The organism is Levilactobacillus koreensis JCM 16448, assembly GCF_001435525.1.
In the GTDB taxonomy this organism is placed as follows: Bacteria; Bacillota; Bacilli; order Lactobacillales; family Lactobacillaceae; genus Levilactobacillus; species Levilactobacillus koreensis.
This window is the reverse complement of record NZ_AZDP01000106.1, coordinates 12,412-28,391: the sequence shown is the minus strand read 5'-3', so window position 1 is coordinate 28,391 and position 15,980 is coordinate 12,412. Positions and strand designations below refer to the sequence as shown.

The 15,980-nt window shown below is 49.2% G+C and carries 13 protein-coding genes; 12 read left to right on the top strand and 1 reads right to left on the bottom strand.

The window, feature by feature from the left end:
* Positions 1 to 718: 718 nt before the first annotated feature.
* Complete coding sequence (locus FC99_RS09615) at positions 719 to 1,378, bottom strand: DUF1361 domain-containing protein (protein WP_048732317.1); 660 nt, start codon at positions 1,376 to 1,378, stop codon at positions 719 to 721.
* 247 nt (positions 1,379 to 1,625) lie between these two features.
* Between FC99_RS09615 and cdaA the strand changes: the two genes are divergently transcribed.
* The 12 genes from cdaA to FC99_RS09560 all read left to right on the top strand — a co-directional run bounded on the left by cdaA (position 1,626) and on the right by FC99_RS09560 (position 15,975).
* Positions 1,626 to 2,474 carry a diadenylate cyclase CdaA gene (gene cdaA / locus FC99_RS09610; RefSeq protein ID WP_048732316.1) on the top strand — a complete coding sequence of 283 codons (849 nt, stop codon included), beginning with the start codon at positions 1,626 to 1,628 and terminating at the stop codon, positions 2,472 to 2,474.
* Entirely contained in the window at positions 2,474 to 3,445 is a 972-nt protein-coding gene (locus FC99_RS09605) for a CdaR family protein (RefSeq protein ID WP_048732314.1), read from the top strand. The genes cdaA and FC99_RS09605 overlap by 1 nt, the downstream gene beginning before the upstream one ends.
* A 34-nt stretch (positions 3,446 to 3,479) precedes the next feature.
* Complete coding sequence (gene glmM, locus FC99_RS09600) at positions 3,480 to 4,835, top strand: phosphoglucosamine mutase (protein ID WP_048732313.1); 1,356 nt, start codon at positions 3,480 to 3,482, stop codon at positions 4,833 to 4,835.
* Positions 4,836 to 5,327: 492 nt separating this feature from the next.
* Entirely contained in the window at positions 5,328 to 7,145 is a 1,818-nt protein-coding gene (glmS, locus tag FC99_RS09595; protein ID WP_048732310.1) for a glutamine--fructose-6-phosphate transaminase (isomerizing), read from the top strand.
* 278 nt (positions 7,146 to 7,423) lie between these two features.
* Complete coding sequence (locus tag FC99_RS14365) at positions 7,424 to 7,546, top strand: hypothetical protein (protein WP_125544371.1); 123 nt, start codon at positions 7,424 to 7,426, stop codon at positions 7,544 to 7,546.
* Between the two features lie 344 nt (positions 7,547 to 7,890).
* Positions 7,891 to 8,595, top strand: coding sequence for a glucosamine-6-phosphate deaminase (locus FC99_RS09590; protein WP_048736242.1), 705 nt, complete (start codon positions 7,891 to 7,893; stop codon positions 8,593 to 8,595).
* Positions 8,596 to 8,696: 101 nt separating this feature from the next.
* Positions 8,697 to 10,133 (top strand): glycoside hydrolase family 73 protein, encoded by a 1,437-nt coding sequence (locus FC99_RS09585; protein ID WP_048732308.1) that lies wholly within the window; start codon positions 8,697 to 8,699, stop codon positions 10,131 to 10,133.
* A 353-nt stretch (positions 10,134 to 10,486) separates the two neighbouring features.
* Complete coding sequence (locus tag FC99_RS09580; RefSeq protein ID WP_048732307.1) at positions 10,487 to 11,572, top strand: ABC transporter ATP-binding protein; 1,086 nt, start codon at positions 10,487 to 10,489, stop codon at positions 11,570 to 11,572.
* A 723-nt stretch (positions 11,573 to 12,295) separates the two neighbouring features.
* Complete coding sequence (locus tag FC99_RS09575) at positions 12,296 to 12,604, top strand: hypothetical protein (RefSeq protein ID WP_048732305.1); 309 nt, start codon at positions 12,296 to 12,298, stop codon at positions 12,602 to 12,604.
* Between the two features lie 284 nt (positions 12,605 to 12,888).
* Complete coding sequence (locus FC99_RS09570; RefSeq protein WP_048732303.1) at positions 12,889 to 13,659, top strand: NEAT domain-containing protein; 771 nt, start codon at positions 12,889 to 12,891, stop codon at positions 13,657 to 13,659.
* 281 nt (positions 13,660 to 13,940) lie between these two features.
* Positions 13,941 to 15,170 (top strand): NEAT domain-containing protein, encoded by a 1,230-nt coding sequence (locus FC99_RS09565; protein ID WP_048732302.1) that lies wholly within the window; start codon positions 13,941 to 13,943, stop codon positions 15,168 to 15,170.
* The gene (locus FC99_RS09560; protein ID WP_048732300.1) at positions 15,163 to 15,975 is read left to right on the top strand and encodes an NEAT domain-containing protein; all 813 of its coding nucleotides are present in this window, start codon (positions 15,163 to 15,165) and stop codon (positions 15,973 to 15,975) included. The genes FC99_RS09565 and FC99_RS09560 overlap by 8 nt, the downstream gene beginning before the upstream one ends.
* Positions 15,976 to 15,980: the final 5 nt, after the last annotated feature.

Genomic DNA, 15,980 nt, shown 5'->3' with positions numbered 1-15,980 from the left:
TCTGCTTGGTCGGCGTTTCTTGCCGGCTTAGCAGAAAACCAAGCTTGTAGACTCGGCTCTTTCGAGGCTTCAAGTTGTGTTCGCACCGATCCAGCCCGTATCTGCCGGCCGGTGAGGCGAAGGGCCCACCAGGTTGCCTAGTTTTGGGACCGATGTTGTTGCTAAAGCAGGCATGATTGGTATTTTGGAACTTCAACCTTCAGACTATAAATTAAAGAGGCTCCACAGATTGCCTAATATGCAGTCTGTGGAGCTTTTTGAATAGATGGATGATGGACTAACATTGGAAATTACGCTGTGGATAGGAGCCATGGGTAATATGTAATTGACATCGATGGTGGTGCAGTGATGGTCACACATCGCTAACCTATGTCGCTGATTAGCTACTGGGAACCTCTCCGCAATGGCGCAAACAAAAAGAGCCAAACATGTCACAACCAAGAGGGGTGAAGTGTTCAAGCTCATTAGGAATTTAACAGTTAATTTTAGGTGGTGGACTATCTTAGCCGTAGGATGCCAGGGATGTAGCCAGCCGTGTCGACGATGTTTGTCGGGGTTCTTTCCCGACTTACATCGTGGGACGACCTGAGAGACACGCGATTTTCGTGGCTTTCAGGCGAGCCGGAAGCCCGGGCCTCAGGCTGGAGGCGCCCATGGCAGGCGGAATCCCTGGCAGCCGGAGTGCGGCCAATTCTAGTCAATGTAACAAGTTTAATCATCAATCATCAACCGTTTGTCGGCTGTTGGTCATGATGAGGTAGAGGACCCAGTAGCAGAAGAGCTGGATGAAAGTCATCAAGCCCACGAAGATCCACATATTGGGCGTCCACATGTTCATCAGCGGCCGAATGAATTGCTCGGGATTTAGGAACAAGTAGATGGTGTGGATCCGCAAAAAGCGGCCAATGTACAGGCCGACCGACGTCAGAAAGGTCAGTGCAACGACGACCAGTAGTCGAACCACAGCGTTTCCCTTGCCCAACCTGAGGCTGATACACTCACTGACGTAGTTGAGGCTCCAAAAGCCCAGAAAAGAACAGCTGATGGCACTAATGATCATGTACGTGAAGTAGATCCAGAGGTGCGGGGTGACCCGCAACAGGCCACTGACGGCGTAGGGTTGCAGTAGAGATAGGTGAAACAGATCCGTCAGTAAGTAGGGCGCATTGGGATAGAACAGCAACCAGACGAGCACAATCGGCCAAAAGAGCCAGGCACGTGGTCGTTGCCGGCCAATATGGAAACTCAGTTCAATGGGGATATAGCCCAAAAAGGTGTTGAGGACTAGGAATGAGAACGGGTCCTTCGCGCGGAAAAAGAGAAAAATTAGCCACGCGACAAAGAAAATTCGAATTTCCCAGCGGGCACGCCGATTCATAAGCCATCACCAATCCTTTCGCCAAGTTTCTACTTCCATTCTACAGCGAAATTGCTGCCAGTAAACAGAATATGACTTCTATGGTAACAGATTATTTTCCTGAAAATAACTCGACGATTATACTTTAAGGAATCCGTAAGTTTTGGTCGCAGTTTCCAGTGACTTTCCATGACATGTTGGGATTCAAGGCGAAATGTTGAGGCCGCCGTGCTATAATAAAATTTGAATTCGATTTGGAGGGAAAGTCATGAACCTAGATTGGGGAAAACTCCTTACGTTAGGGAATTTAGTCAACCTACTCGACATCTTGGTCGTTTGGTTCGTCATTTATGAGCTGATTGTGATGCTTCGTGGAACCAAGGCAATTCAGCTCTTCCGTGGCGTCATCCTGATCTTGATCGTTAAGTTCATTAGTACTTACGTGGGGTTGAATACGGTATCGTGGTTGGTCGACTTGGTGATTAACTGGGGTGTTATCGCGATTATCATCGTCTTTCAACCGGAAATCCGCCGGGGCCTAGAACACTTAGGTCGTGGATCGATTTTTGTCCGGGCGCGTCACGAGAACGAAGCGGCGACTAAGATGATCGAAGGTTTGGATAAAGCCATTCAGTACATGTCTAAGCGGCGAATTGGGGCATTAATGACCATTCAGCGCAACACGGGACTGGAAGACTATATCGAGACCGGTATTAAGCTAGATGCCGAGCTAACCGGCGAGTTGTTGATCAACATTTTTATTCCGAACACGCCGCTGCACGATGGGGCGGTCATTATTCGGGACAACCGAATCGCTGTTGCGGCAGCGTACCTTCCCTTGTCTGAGAGCAATCTGATTCCTAAGGAACTGGGGACGCGGCACAGAGCGGCAGTCGGTATTTCTGAGGTAACGGATGCGTTGACCATCGTCATTTCGGAAGAAACCGGTGAAGTGTCGATCACGAAGAATAATGAGTTGATTCGTGGATTGACGCAGGCCGATTACCTGAAGTTTTTGCGTAATGAATTGGTTAATGAAGAGGCTCCTAATGAGGGTAACTTCTTAGTTAAGGCGCTCGATTGGTTCGATGAGCGCTTCTTAGGGGGGCGACGCTAATGAAGAATGGGCGTTACACCACGTGGTTGTACCGAATTCTAGCTTTGATCCTGGCGGTATTGTTATTTTTCTACGTCAACAGTACTAAGTCTAGCTCAAGCAATTCACAGTCGACCAATTCGACCAATAACACGTCGCTGACGGCTACTAAGACGATGACGGTCTCGGTGCCCCTACAGTTGAACGTGAACAGTAATAAGTACTTTGTGACCGGGTATCCGCAGAAGGTCAAGGTGACCTTGCGGGGGCCATTGGCGCTAGTCACGACGACGGCCAATACGCAGAATTTCAAAGTCTACGCGGCACTGAGTAATCTGGGCGTTGGAAAGCATAAAGTGACCCTACATCAGGAGGGCCTGAACCACGAGATCGAGTCGACCATTTCGCCGGCAAAAATTTCAGTCGACATTGAGCCACGGCGCACGGTGTCCTTCCCGGTAAAGGTTCAATACAATAGTCGTAATATTGCGGCTGGATATACCGCTGGTAAGGCGACGACCGACACGACGACCGTTAAGGCGACCGGTGCGGCCAACGAGATTGCCCGTGTTAAGCAAGTCGTTGCGCAATTGACGGTGCCTCAGAACACTAAGAAGACCGTCAACAGTCAGGCCGTTATCGAAGCCCTCGACAGTAGTGGGAAAACGGTCAATGTGATTTTGACGCCGTCCACCACCACGGTCAATTTACCGGTGACGTCCGACGGCCAAAGCAAGCAAGTCAGCTTGAATCTGAATGCGCAAAATGGCTCGTCCGGAACGACGTACAAACTAACTAGTAACGTGAATAAGGTCACGGCTTACGGGAGCACAGCGGAGCTTAAGGCGCTGGACCAAGCGACCGTGGATGTCGACGTTAGTGATGTCAAGAAGACGGCGACGAAGACGGTGACCCTCGATGCTAGCGATAATAACGTCACGGCCTTTGATCCGACGACGGTTAAGGTCACGGTCAAGGCTGTTTCGAAATAACGAAAAACAAAGTTGAGAAATGAGGAATTTTACGATGAAGTATTTTGGAACCGATGGTGTCCGCGGGGTTGCTAACGAAGAGTTAACGCCCGAATTAGCTTTTAAAGTTGGCCGTTTTGGCGGGTACGTTTTGACCCAACACGCGGACAGTCAAAATGCCCACCCCCAAGTCTTAGTTGCTCGGGACACCCGGATCTCTGGTCAGTTGTTGGAAAACGCGCTGGTTGCGGGGCTGCTGTCCGTGGGGATCGAAGTTTTGCGGTTAGGCGTTATCTCTACGCCAGCCGTTGCGTACTTGGTGCGAACACAGGGCGCCGCTGCTGGGGTCATGATCACGGCCTCCCACAACCCCGTTGAATATAACGGCATCAAGTACTTTGGGAGCGATGGGTACAAGTTGTCCGACAGCATGGAAGAGGAAATCGAAGCGCTGCTGGATGGTGAAAAGGACGAACTACCACGGCCAACTACTGATGGTTTAGGCACGGTTGAAGACTATTCAGAAGGTAGCCAAAAGTACATTCAGTTCCTGGAACAGACTATCGCTGATGACTTGGAAGGCTTACACATTGCCGTTGACTCCGCTAACGGGGCTACCAGTGGTCTAGTGTCACGGCTATATGCTGACTTGAACCTGGACTTTGACACCATCGCCACAACGCCCAATGGATTGAATATCAACGCGCAAGTTGGGTCAACCCATCCAGAACAATTGCAAAAGTTTGTGCTGGAAAAGGGTGCCCAAATCGGGTTAGCCTTTGACGGTGATGGTGACCGGTGTATCGCAGTCGATGAAGCTGGGAACATTGTCGATGGGGACAAGGTCATGTACATTTGTGGCAAGTACATGGCTGAACATGGTCGGCTGAAGAAGGACACAATCGTGACGACCGTCATGAGTAACCTGGGGATGTATAAAGCCATGGCTGCTCACAACCTGCAGTCGGTAAAGACAAAGGTCGGGGACCGTTACGTGGTCGAAGAAATGCTCAAGTCCGGCTACAATCTGGGTGGCGAACAGTCCGGTCACATTGTCTTCTTGGACTTCAACACGACCGGTGATGGCCTGTTGACCAGTCTACAATTGCTGCACATCATGAAGGTCACCGGCAAGAAGTTGTCAGAATTGGCCGCTGACGTGACGACTTACCCACAGAAGTTGGTGAACATCAAGGTCGCTGACAAGCAGGCCGCTTTGGAAAACCCCCAAGTTCAAGCGATGATTGCCACCGTTGAAAAAGAAATGAACGGTGACGGGCGGGTCTTGGTTCGGCCTTCCGGGACGGAACCACTCTTGCGCGTCATGGCGGAAGCCCCAACTGAAGAAATCGTTGCGGGCTACGTTGACCGCATCGCTGACGTTGTGCGGGCCGAAGTTGGCGTAGACTAAATTTTAACTGTAATTCTGAAGGGTCTGGGACAGAGCTCTCAGGCCCTTTTTGTGCGCCATCCAGGGCAGTCAACTTCGCTTAACCCCGTTAGGCCAACAATCCAAAACTAGGATTGTTCGTTTACCGACTTTACTGATTACTGACTAACTCGGTTTTGACGTCCTCTTTTTTACAGAAAAGATTTTTAGACAAAATAATTGCTGAATGCTTTCATTTCGCGGGCTGATGGTGGGGCCACCTAACCTTTACCAGTCAAGGCATTAGCCGCCTACGATCATGATGAAAAATAGTTATGAAAATAATCATAGACCATTCTAGATTTTTATAATTGACAACCTTGTCTAAACGCTGTAAAGTATAGTCATTCAGAAATGTTTTTCAGCTGGTTTCAGTCTATACCAATTCTGAAGAAAACTGATACATTTTCAATCATAAAACTATCCGACCCTTTCGGTCACCCGAAACTGGCGTCGAGCAAAGGAAGAAAAACTATGTGTGGAATTGTTGGAGTTACGGGTAATGACAATGCCGTTAAGATTTTAGTTGACGGTCTTCAAAAGTTGGAATACCGCGGCTACGATTCAGCCGGAATTTACGTAAACGACCAGAAGGGGCAAGACTACTTAGTGAAGACTAAGGGGCGGATCGCCGAATTGCGGGCAAAGATCACGCCAGAAGTCCACGGATCAACCGGGATCGGTCATACGCGTTGGGCAACGCATGGTGTGGTTAGCGTGGACAATGCGCATCCACATTTTTCTAATGACGACCGGTTCTACCTGGTCCACAACGGGGTCATCGACAACTTCCAAGAACTGAAGGCCAAGTACTTAAGTGACGTGCCTTTTAGAAGTCAGACCGATACTGAAGTGGTTGTTCAATTGATCGACAAATTTGCTATCGAAGATAATTTAGACGCTAAACAAGCCTTCCTGAAGACGCTGAGCTTGTTAAAGGGATCTTCCTACGCCTTCCTGATGATGGACCGCGAGCAACCAGATACGTTATTCGTTGCTAAGAGCAAGAGTCCACTGTTGATTGGTGTTGGCGAAGGCTTCAACGTGGTCTGCTCCGATGCTTTGGCCATGCTGCGCGAAACGCATGACTTCCTGGAATTGATGGATGGTGAAGTTGTTACCATCACACCAGACAAGGTCGCCATTCAGGACGCCGATGGCAATGCCGTAGAGCGGAAGCCATTCCACGTGGACATGAACGCTGACGAAACCGATAAAGGGACTTACCCATTCTACATGTTGAAAGAGGTTGACGAACAACCTAACGTGATGCGTAAGTTGGCTCAAACCTACTTGTCAGAGCATGGCGAACCTCAATTTGACAGCAAACTGATCGACGCAATGCGGGCGGCTGACCGGCTGTACATCGTGGGCGCTGGGACGAGTTACCACGCCGGCTTGGTTGGGAAGCGGCTCTTTGAAAAATTAGCGCACATCCCAACGGAAGTCCACGTGTCTTCTGAATTTGCCTACGAACAACCAATGCTGTCCGAGAAGCCATTCTTCATCTTCTTGACGCAGTCTGGCGAAACGGCCGACAGTCGTGAGGTACTGGTCAACGTCAACGATGCCGGCTACCCAAGCCTGACCATCACCAACGTTCAGAACTCCACGTTGTCGCGTGAAGCAGACTTCACGTTGCTGCTGCATGCCGGTCCTGAAATTGCCGTGGCTTCAACCAAGGCTTACACCGCACAAATTGCGTTGGAGGCTATCTTGGCTAAGGCCCTGGGCGAAAAGACGGGGCAAATCGTTGCCCAAGACTTCAACATCCGGCAACAACTTGGTTTAGTTGCTACGGGGATGCAAGCCATCGTCGACGAAAAGGATAAGTTGGAAAAGATTTCCAATGACTACCTGATGGACACGAGCCGGGCCTTCTACATTGGCCGGGGTCTCGACCACGCCGTTTCGCTGGAAGCTGCCTTGAAGTTAAAGGAAATCTCTTACATTCAATGTGAAGGATTCGCTTCTGGTGAATTGAAGCATGGGACGATTGCCTTGATCGAAAAGGGCACGCCGGTTATTGGCTTCATCACGCAGGCTAAGACGGCCGGGTTGACGCGGAGCAACTTGCAAGAAACAATCGCGCGTGGTGCTAAGACCATGACCATCGTGCGTGAAGGTTTAGCCATGGACGGCGACGACTTGATCTTGCCTGACGTTGACGAAATGTTGATGCCATTGTTGAGCGTTGTGCCTGCCCAGTTGTTAGCTTACTACACCAGCCTGAACAAGGGCCTGGACGTTGATAAGCCACGGAACTTGGCTAAGAGTGTTACCGTTGAATAATTAAAATTTGGTTTTGGAGAGCGACGACTTAGGTGGTCGCTCTTTTTGTGTTCAGTGATTGTCTGAAGTTAGTCGCTAGTTACTAATATGGGCGATTTTGGAGTTGCGACCTCAAATCGAGTCGGGAGCTCATACGCCAGGCCGAAGCGTCCCCACAGCAGATTGACCAGTAGCGGTTACCATCATAGCGAGGTCCGTTCAGGTGTCCTTTACTTGCGAAAATCAGGTTTTCGTTGTATAGTACATTCAAATGTAAAATGAAAACGTAGGTGAAAACAATGAAGTACACGAAGCGAGTTGACTCCCATAAAAACCAGAAACAACGGGACGCAACGTTTGAAAAGTTCCGGAAACAGCAAAATGAATTAAGCGCTAATCGCCGAGGGATTCGGCGGAAGTAGGACGGCATCGATAGACGGTGACGTCCTTTTTTATACGGCCAGAGGGGATTAGATGCTTGTCGGGAAAATCGTTTTTTCGAGATGTAAATGATGGGGTGACGAGTTAGTGTTAAATGAAATGAAATTTTTTTGGAACGGTAATTTTCACAGTTAAATAAAATTTGAAATAACTACTAGTTGTTTCAACAATTAGGTAACTTAATTATATTTTTCAGAGTTAAGTGGTAACTTCCAAGTTGATTTGGAATACCTGAGCAAAAAGCTTGCAAAACTGGTCTAGAGCATTTATAATTGGACTATACCATTAGAGAGGGAGACTGAATGATATGAAACAATTGACGAATATGAATGTACAGGTTGTTAGCGACAAGCAAGCAGGGGGCCAAGCCGGCTTTAAGGTTTTTGAGCAGGCATTAGCCAACGGTGCAAAGGTTCTGGGATTAGCTACGGGAAGCACACCGGTAACCATTTATGAACAACTGGTGGCTAGCGACCTGGACTTCAGTCAATTAACCTCAGTCAACCTGGACGAATACGTAGGGTTGACTGCGGATCATCCGCAAAGTTACCATTACTTTATGCAACAACATCTATTTAACGCGAAGCCCTTTGCCAACTCTTACGTGCCAGATGGGACGAACGCCGATGCCGCTGCGGAAACGAAGCGTTACGATGCCATCATTAAAGAAAATCCAATTGACTTACAATTATTAGGTCTGGGTCAAAATGGCCACATTGGCTTCAATGAACCCGGGACAGATCCTGAATCGACGACCCACAAGGTGGCCTTGACCGAATCGACCATTGCCGCCAACGCCCGCTTCTTCGACAATGCTGATGAAGTGCCCCGTTTTGCTTATTCCATGGGCGTGGGGTCCATTCTGAAAGCCAAGCAAATTCTGATTGTCGCATATGGTGAAGCTAAGGCCGCAGCCGTTGCCGCTATGATTCAAGGCCCCGTTACACCGGACGTACCAGCCAGCTATTTGCAGACTCATCCGAATGTCACCGTTATTCTTGATGAGGCCGCTGCGAGCCAATTAGACTAGGTGGCAAAATTAAACAAGTTTCTGCATAAAATTTTCTTTCTCCGAGTTGCCGTGGTATGGTATTCTTGTCCTGAAAGCGATTTTAAGGGGGAACTTGTAAGATGAAACGAACGAAATGGTGGCTTGCGGCTGCACTCATGTTGGGTGCGGTCACGGGTGGCATCAGTATCACGAACGGCCATGCGGCTACGACGAATCCCCAGGGCTTTATTTCGCAATTAAAGAGTCCGGTACAGACGGTCGCCAACCAGTATAAGTTGTATCCGTCAGTCATGATGGCTCAGGCGGCGTTAGAGAGTGGTTGGGGGACCAGTGCACTAACGACCCAGGCGAACAATTACTTTGGTATTAAGGGTAGTTATAATGGTCAATCTGTGACCATGCAGACGGCGGAGTATGACGCGAACGGGCAGCTGTATTACACCAATGCCAGTTTTCGGAAATACCCGAACGCTAAGGCCTCAATGACGGATAATGCCACATTGCTCCGTAATGGGACGAGTTACAATCCGGCCATTTACAGTGGTACCTGGCGGGAGAACGCGGCCACGTATGCGGATGCAGCGAATGCCCTGACTAATACGTACGCGACATCGCCAGTCTATGGTAGTAGTCTGATTTCGTTGATTCAGCAGTACAATTTAGATAGCTTAGATGGCAATTCTAGTAGCTCAAGCTCCAGTTCAAGTGCCAGCAGCAGTTCGTCTAGCAGTTCTAGCACGACTAAGCCAGTGGTTTACGACACCGCAAAGTATCATGGCGGTGATAGTGGGCAGACGGGACGACTCGGCAGTAAGTATGCGAGCTATCGCCTGTACAACCACATTAAGGGCACCCGGGCTAGCGTGAAGAAGACGGCTTGGACAAAGGTCGGTGGCACCATTGATAAGCCAGTTTATTTAGATATGCGCGGCGTCAAGCAGTCCGCAACGACCGGGAAGAAGACCACGTGGTACCGCATTCGGTTCAGTAGGAGTGCGACCGCGAAGAAGTACTGGGTCTATGGGAAGGCGCTGACCTTGCCCACGGTAAAATATAAAAAGGGCGCGGCAACCGTCAAAGTAGACAGTGCGTCTAGCGGGTACTACTACGATCATGTGTATAATTCACCGTACCTTGCGAAGGCTGTGGGGCAGCTTAATCAGTTGACTGCCAAGAGCTATGCGGCTGACAACCAAGCCACGCGGACGCAAGATGGCATTAAGAGTACCTGGTACCGGATCAAGGTCGGGACGAAAAAGTATTGGGTCGCGGCTGGAGAACCAGCTGTAAGTCCTCAGTATGATGCCGTTGCGTACTCAGCAGCTACTGGTACGAAGAAGCTTAGCGGTAAATTTAGCAAATATACCTTGTATAACCACGTCAAAAAGACCCATTTCGACCAGCAGACCTTCAATTGGCCAGCCGGGAGTAAAGCGGGGACGAAGGTGACCGTTAACCTACGGGGCATCAAGACGGCGTACAAGACGACTTGGTATCGTATCCAGTTCAGTGGTGACAAAACCAACTATTGGGTCTCTGCCCGAGCACTTAGTTAGGAAAACTTATTTTTAACGGACGTTGCATTTCTCATTGGAGGAGGGCGACGTTCTTTTTTTGCTGGGGATGACGTAATGTGGGCGACTTTTAAGCCGCATGTTCCACGCGACTTAAAAGTGTGGGAAGGCTGGTGACCTTCCAGTCTGAAGCGTCACCACAGCAGGCGGACTCCCTGGCAGCTGTGGTGCAGTCATTTTATACCAACTAACTAGTCTACGGTCTAAAGAAAAAACTAAGCTCGACCAGAAAATTCCCACTACCCCAATTTTTTTGGTATAATACAACAGACTAAGCCCGGTTCGCTGACGGGCCGTATAGGTAACGTTAATAATTGAGTTAGGAAGTTTAATTCATGGATAATTCTTACAAAATTAAGGTTCAAAACGTCACGAAGGAATATGACCTGTATAAGAGCCAAGCTGAAAAGCTCCGGGCCTTCTTTTCGTTGCGTAATTCTAAGGTGCCGCACTTCTGGTCACTGATGGGGATCTCATTGGAAGTTAAGCCGGGCGAAACGCTGGGGTTAATTGGGGTCAACGGGTCTGGTAAGTCGACGCTGTCCAACATCATTTCCGGGATCATTCCCCAAACAACTGGGGTGGTCGACGTTAAGGGGGATACCTCAATCATCGCCATTGGTGCCGGACTAAGAGGGAATCTGACCGGACTGGAAAACATTCGGTTAAAGGCCTTGATGCAGGGACTGACTAATACAGAGATCGATGGGTTGATGGACGACATTGTTTCCTTTGCGGACATTGGTGACTTCCTGTACCAGCCCGTTAAGAGCTATTCGTCAGGGATGAAGTCACGGCTGGGCTTCTCAATCGCCGTGCACGTTAACCCGGATATCTTGATCATCGATGAAGCGTTGTCCGTTGGGGACGATACCTTCTACCAAAAGTGTGTGGACAAGATCTCCGAATTCAAGGATGAAGGCAAGACCATCGTCTTTGTTAGTCACTCCTTGAAGCAAGTTGAGATTCTGTGTGACCGGGTTGCCTGGATTCACTACGGAACGTTGAAGGAAATCGGCTTGACCAATGACGTGGTTAAACACTACCGCGAATTCACAAAGTGGTTCAAGACCCAGACCAAGAAGGAAAAGAAGCACTTCCAACGTCAAATGAAGACGAACCAGAAGTCATTTGACATCGATGCCTACCAGGAACAAGTCACGGCTGAGCGGCAAGCAGCGGCGCCTAACGATGATAATGTGGCTGCGGCGGTCAAAAAGGACTTCTACGGGTCAGTCATCAGCGAAAAAATGAGCTGGAGCAACCGTATTTTGACGTTGGCGGTGGGAGTAGTCTTTGTTTTGGCTTGTTTAGTTAACGTTTCTGGTCGCTCAGTGAGTGACGTGATGCAGCATCCAAGCAATTTGATTCATCCAGAAACGGTCCTGCATGACAACAATGCAACCACTAATGTAAAATAAATTAGAGAATAATGATAAAACAGATAGATTTTTATCATGTAGCGTGGTATCTTTAAGTTACCATTTATTTACCCCTTTATTTGATTTCCCAATGAATTGAATAGAGGTTTTATCTCTCATTTGGTGAAGACTAAATGGCGAGGCCGGGAAGGGTGATTTCCTGGCCTCTTTTTTTGACGAAGGTTTCAACTTGTTTGGAATCTTGCGGACATCTTTCACGCGCTGACGAAAAAAAGAAATCTTTTTCGTTTCCCACCATTCCCCCGTCTGGTGGCGACGGAGTCCAAGTAGGAGTAGGGACTAAGTGGTGAGCCCCCCAACTGATAATCCCAAATAACAATCAAAAATAGTAACTATTTTCAGAAATCCATTGACAGCGCTTACAAAAATGGGTATATTATTACCTGTAAGGTATTAATAATTACCTTCTAATCAATTCTCTTTCTCTCTTATGCCGACCACTGCCATTCCCTGGTAGTGGTTTTGTTTTGCTCTAAATCACGGTATACTAGAGCTATTGGGCTGCGAGTGGGATAGCGGGCAGTTAGTCAATGAACGTTGCTGGCGGTAGACAAATCATCTCGGTTTGAAATAGTCGCTCTACTGTTAAGCAAAATTGACTTTTGCTCTCCATTTCGACCACGGACGTTCGGAACGTAAGCAGGACCTGATACGTTTGTCCCGGATTCGAGCAAGCCAAACATTGTGCGGAGGTAAGCTAAAATGAAAAGTCACGAAACATTTACATTGATCGAAGAAATTACGCGATTAGATGGTAGCAAGTACATGGAAATTAGTAACATGGTCCAAAATGGCCGGGCAGAGTTAGCGGTTGAGCGAAAATTGATCAAGCAAGTCCGAATTCTGCAGCTGAACATTGCCCATACGCCGCACGTTCAGGCCTACGAGGACTACGTGAACGAAAACTATGAGATGCCCGCTGAAGACTTCACAGAATTTCAAGAATGGGCGAAACCCGAAGAACAACAGAAGGAAGTTAACGCGATTCTTCACGAAAATCATATTGGGTAATCACTGCTCAGGAGCTGCTTATTTTCTCAGAATTATGATGAATAAATATAAGGTGGGTCAAGCCGAAAATTAGATCTAGTTATCACCCGATTCCTGCCAATCGGGTGATAAGTGACGAGCCACCTAAAAATTGGGTTTGGTTATTTACTGGGAAAACGGTTAAAAATCCGTTTCCCTTTTTTAATAGTTTGGGCGCTAAATTGTGGTGCTGAGTGACTAATCGTGCTAATATGAAATCGGATTCACAAATAAGTTTACTATCTATCACTTTGGAGGGATTTATCGTGAAAAAATCACTGACTGTGATGAGTGCTTTATTGATGTTATCTGGTGTGGGGGCAGGAATTCCACTGAGTCAAGTGGCAACGCCAACGCAAAGTGTTCAGGCGGCTGCGTTGAACCCAGCGAAGTTAGCTAATGGAACATACAGAGTTAGCTTCAACATTTTCAAGACGGGAACAAAGACGGCTTCCGAAGCGGCTGGGTACTTCAATCCAGAAGCTAAAGTTACCGTAAAGGATCAAAAGGCAACGGTAACGTTGACGGCGACCGCTGCAGCAGCAAACTACATAGACGGCCTCACCTTAGGCAAGAAGGAAGCCAAGGTCACCAAAGCAGCGACTGGCAACACGTATACGTTTAGCGACGTTGATCTGACGGCCGACCAAGCGCTGGGCTTTAAGCTAACAGTCCCAATGAACGGGAAAAACGTCACCATGCAGCAAGCCGCGACGTTAGCGTTCAAGACGAGTACCTTAAAGGCAACAACGAAGCCAGCGACAACGACCAAGAAGACGACCAAGGCTAAGGCGAAGACCAAGGTCAAGTTGACCACGAAGCGGGTTAAGAACAAGGCGAAGAAGGTTCGTGGAACCACGACTAAGGGTGCCAAGGTTACGGTCAAGCGCGGTAAGACCACGTTAGGCAAGGTCACGACCAAGAAGAAGGCCTACACGGTCAAGCTCAAGAAGGCCGTTAAGAAGAGCTGGAAGTTGAAAGTTACGGCCACTAAAGCCGGATACAAGACCGTTACCAAGACGGTAACCGTTAAGTAGGTGTAAAAATCACTGCCGGAATGGGTAGTGATTTTTTGCTAAACGTAGACTCGCTGAAATAAGCACCTGATAGTGGTCTTAAACGTCGTACAGTCGATTTATGCGGGCAATTGCCAATGGTCTTATAGGTCGGTACTGGTATACTTTAAGTGGATAACTAATTTTACAGGTTGAGTCACAACGGCCGTCGACGAAAATGACGGCTGCTTACATAATGCAAAATATGATCTGGTGGCGGTAACCGGCAATCAGGTCTAACTATAGGGAACGGGGGAGCAATGATGAAACAAGTGAAATGGGTTTTACGACTACTAGGACTCGTGATCGCTGGAATTCTAGCAATCAACTGGAGCCAGGGCGTTACTGCCCAAGCCGCGGTTAGTGGTGATGGCATTTACCAAGTCCCAGTGAAAATGATAAAGGAAAAAACCAACGCAACGTCGGATGCCAATCAATTCTTCGGCAGTCAGGCGGTCGTGCGGGTCAGCGGGACGCAATCGACCGTGCTGCTCACATCCAATGGCGAGCAGTATATCAAGTCAATGAAGGTCAGTGGTCAGACCGTCACGCTGGTCAAAAAGGTCGAGTCACAGGCCATCTACCAGTTTAATTTGACCAAGCAGACCAGTCCGTTGACCGCGGCCTTTCAGCTGACGACGCCGGTGGGTGCCATGAACGAAAAGGCGCGGTTGGCCCTGTCCTGGTCGGCTGCTAAGAAGTTGAGTGGCAGTACCGCGACGACTGATCTTTTGACCCAGGCCACCACGCTAGCACGGGCGGCAGTGACGACTAGCAGTCAGTCATCGTCGACTGATCAGGCGGCAACCTCGTCCAGTACAGCGCCAACGACTAAGGAAAGTACGAGCACGGGCACTAGTTCCGCCGAGAACACAAGGGTCACCGCGCAGACCGAGTATTGGAAATACCAAGTCTTGAAGAGTGATCAGATGAGTTTGTCGGATGCCAATAAATATTACACGGGAGTTGCCCGGGTAACGCCAGCTGATGGCGGGGGTTACCGGGTGACGCTCATGGTCAGTTACGCCAAGTCATTGAAATTAGGCTCAGAGGCGGTGGTCCCCAAGTCGATCGACGGTCAACCGGTTGCGGATAGCCAGGTGACCTATAGTGAAATTGGGAAAAACTATACGATGGTCTATGGGTTCAACATCCAGCGAACCAGTGACCTGACGCGTAGCCTGATTCCAGGAAAGATTCACGTCACGGTCCCCGTCATGAGCATCAGTGAGACGTTCCCGATTCGGTTCCAATTTGCGGCCAGCGGTGCCAAAACGCAGGAACAAGCCACGGGCGTTCCGACGTTGCCTAAGAAGACAACGTCTCACCAGACGGCCGATACCGCGACGGCTCCGGCAACGCAGGCGACCCCGGCGGCAGCTAAAAAGCAGTTGCCAGCGACCGGTGAGCGCTCGTCGTCAGCAGCGGCCTACGGGGTAGTGGGCTTGCTGGCAGGAATTCTGTTGATTTGGGGAGGCAAGCGGCATGTCTAAGTTAGTCAAGTGGTGTTTAAGCGCGGCATTACTCGTGTTCGGGGGCCTCTTACCCGTCACGGCCCACGCCCAAGCCATCTCGTATTCGGCATTGAAATATGGCACGACCCAGACGTCGATGGCCAGTGGGTATTTTGTCCGGCCAGCCCAAGTCACCGTGAAGAATCACGCGTACGTGGTCACCATGGATATCAAGACCGCCAAGAAATTGACGAGCTGGCCAGTTAAGGTGCTATCAGTCAATGGTGGCGCTCCGGAAAATGTCCGGAAGACCAAGGATAGTGCCGGTAATTTCCATTTGTACTATTCATTTACCACGACCGATTTGAAACGCGATATCAACGCGAAGCTGTCCATTTACGTGCCTAAGGTCTACAAGGCGACCCACAACATTTCGTTTAAATTTAAAACGCAGGGCTTGCCAGCACTAACGACCGCAAAGACGACCAAAGCAGCCACTAATCATCGCGCCAGTGCGGCCAAGCAGGCAACCAGCTCGAGCGTTGCCAAGCAAGCACCGCAGGCTAAGAAGCGAGCGGGTGAGTCACGACAAGCAGCGGCTAAGCAGTCAACGTCTAAGGCACGAGCGCAGGCCAAAGATAGCAGCTCAAGCAATAGCAGTAGCAGTAGCAGTCAGTCGCAACCAACGGCATCGTCGTCGAGTAAATCTGCCAAGACCCAAGCCACCAGTGCTGCTGACCAGGTTCCCAAGCAAAAGGCCCATTGGGGTGGCCTGATCGGTGGGGTCGTGGCAATCGTGGTACTCGTCGGTGGCGGTAGTTGGTGGTACTTCGGGCGACACTAGGGGGT

What these genes read in the sequence shown, in the direction of transcription:
- FC99_RS09615 (WP_048732317.1), bottom strand. Translation starts at nt 1,378, where the DNA reads ATGAATCGGCGTGCCCGCTGGGAAATTCGAATTTTCTTTGTCGCGTGG.
- cdaA (WP_048732316.1), top strand. Translation starts at nt 1,626, where the DNA reads ATGAACCTAGATTGGGGAAAACTCCTTACGTTAGGGAATTTAGTCAAC.
- FC99_RS09605 (WP_048732314.1), top strand. Translation starts at nt 2,474, where the DNA reads ATGAAGAATGGGCGTTACACCACGTGGTTGTACCGAATTCTAGCTTTG.
- glmM (WP_048732313.1), top strand. Translation starts at nt 3,480, where the DNA reads ATGAAGTATTTTGGAACCGATGGTGTCCGCGGGGTTGCTAACGAAGAG.
- glmS (WP_048732310.1), top strand. Translation starts at nt 5,328, where the DNA reads ATGTGTGGAATTGTTGGAGTTACGGGTAATGACAATGCCGTTAAGATT.
- FC99_RS14365 (WP_125544371.1), top strand. Translation starts at nt 7,424, where the DNA reads ATGAAGTACACGAAGCGAGTTGACTCCCATAAAAACCAGAAACAACGG.
- FC99_RS09590 (WP_048736242.1), top strand. Translation starts at nt 7,891, where the DNA reads ATGAATGTACAGGTTGTTAGCGACAAGCAAGCAGGGGGCCAAGCCGGC.
- FC99_RS09585 (WP_048732308.1), top strand. Translation starts at nt 8,697, where the DNA reads ATGAAACGAACGAAATGGTGGCTTGCGGCTGCACTCATGTTGGGTGCG.
- FC99_RS09580 (WP_048732307.1), top strand. Translation starts at nt 10,487, where the DNA reads ATGGATAATTCTTACAAAATTAAGGTTCAAAACGTCACGAAGGAATAT.
- FC99_RS09575 (WP_048732305.1), top strand. Translation starts at nt 12,296, where the DNA reads ATGAAAAGTCACGAAACATTTACATTGATCGAAGAAATTACGCGATTA.
- FC99_RS09565 (WP_048732302.1), top strand. Translation starts at nt 13,941, where the DNA reads ATGAAACAAGTGAAATGGGTTTTACGACTACTAGGACTCGTGATCGCT.
- FC99_RS09560 (WP_048732300.1), top strand. Translation starts at nt 15,163, where the DNA reads ATGTCTAAGTTAGTCAAGTGGTGTTTAAGCGCGGCATTACTCGTGTTC.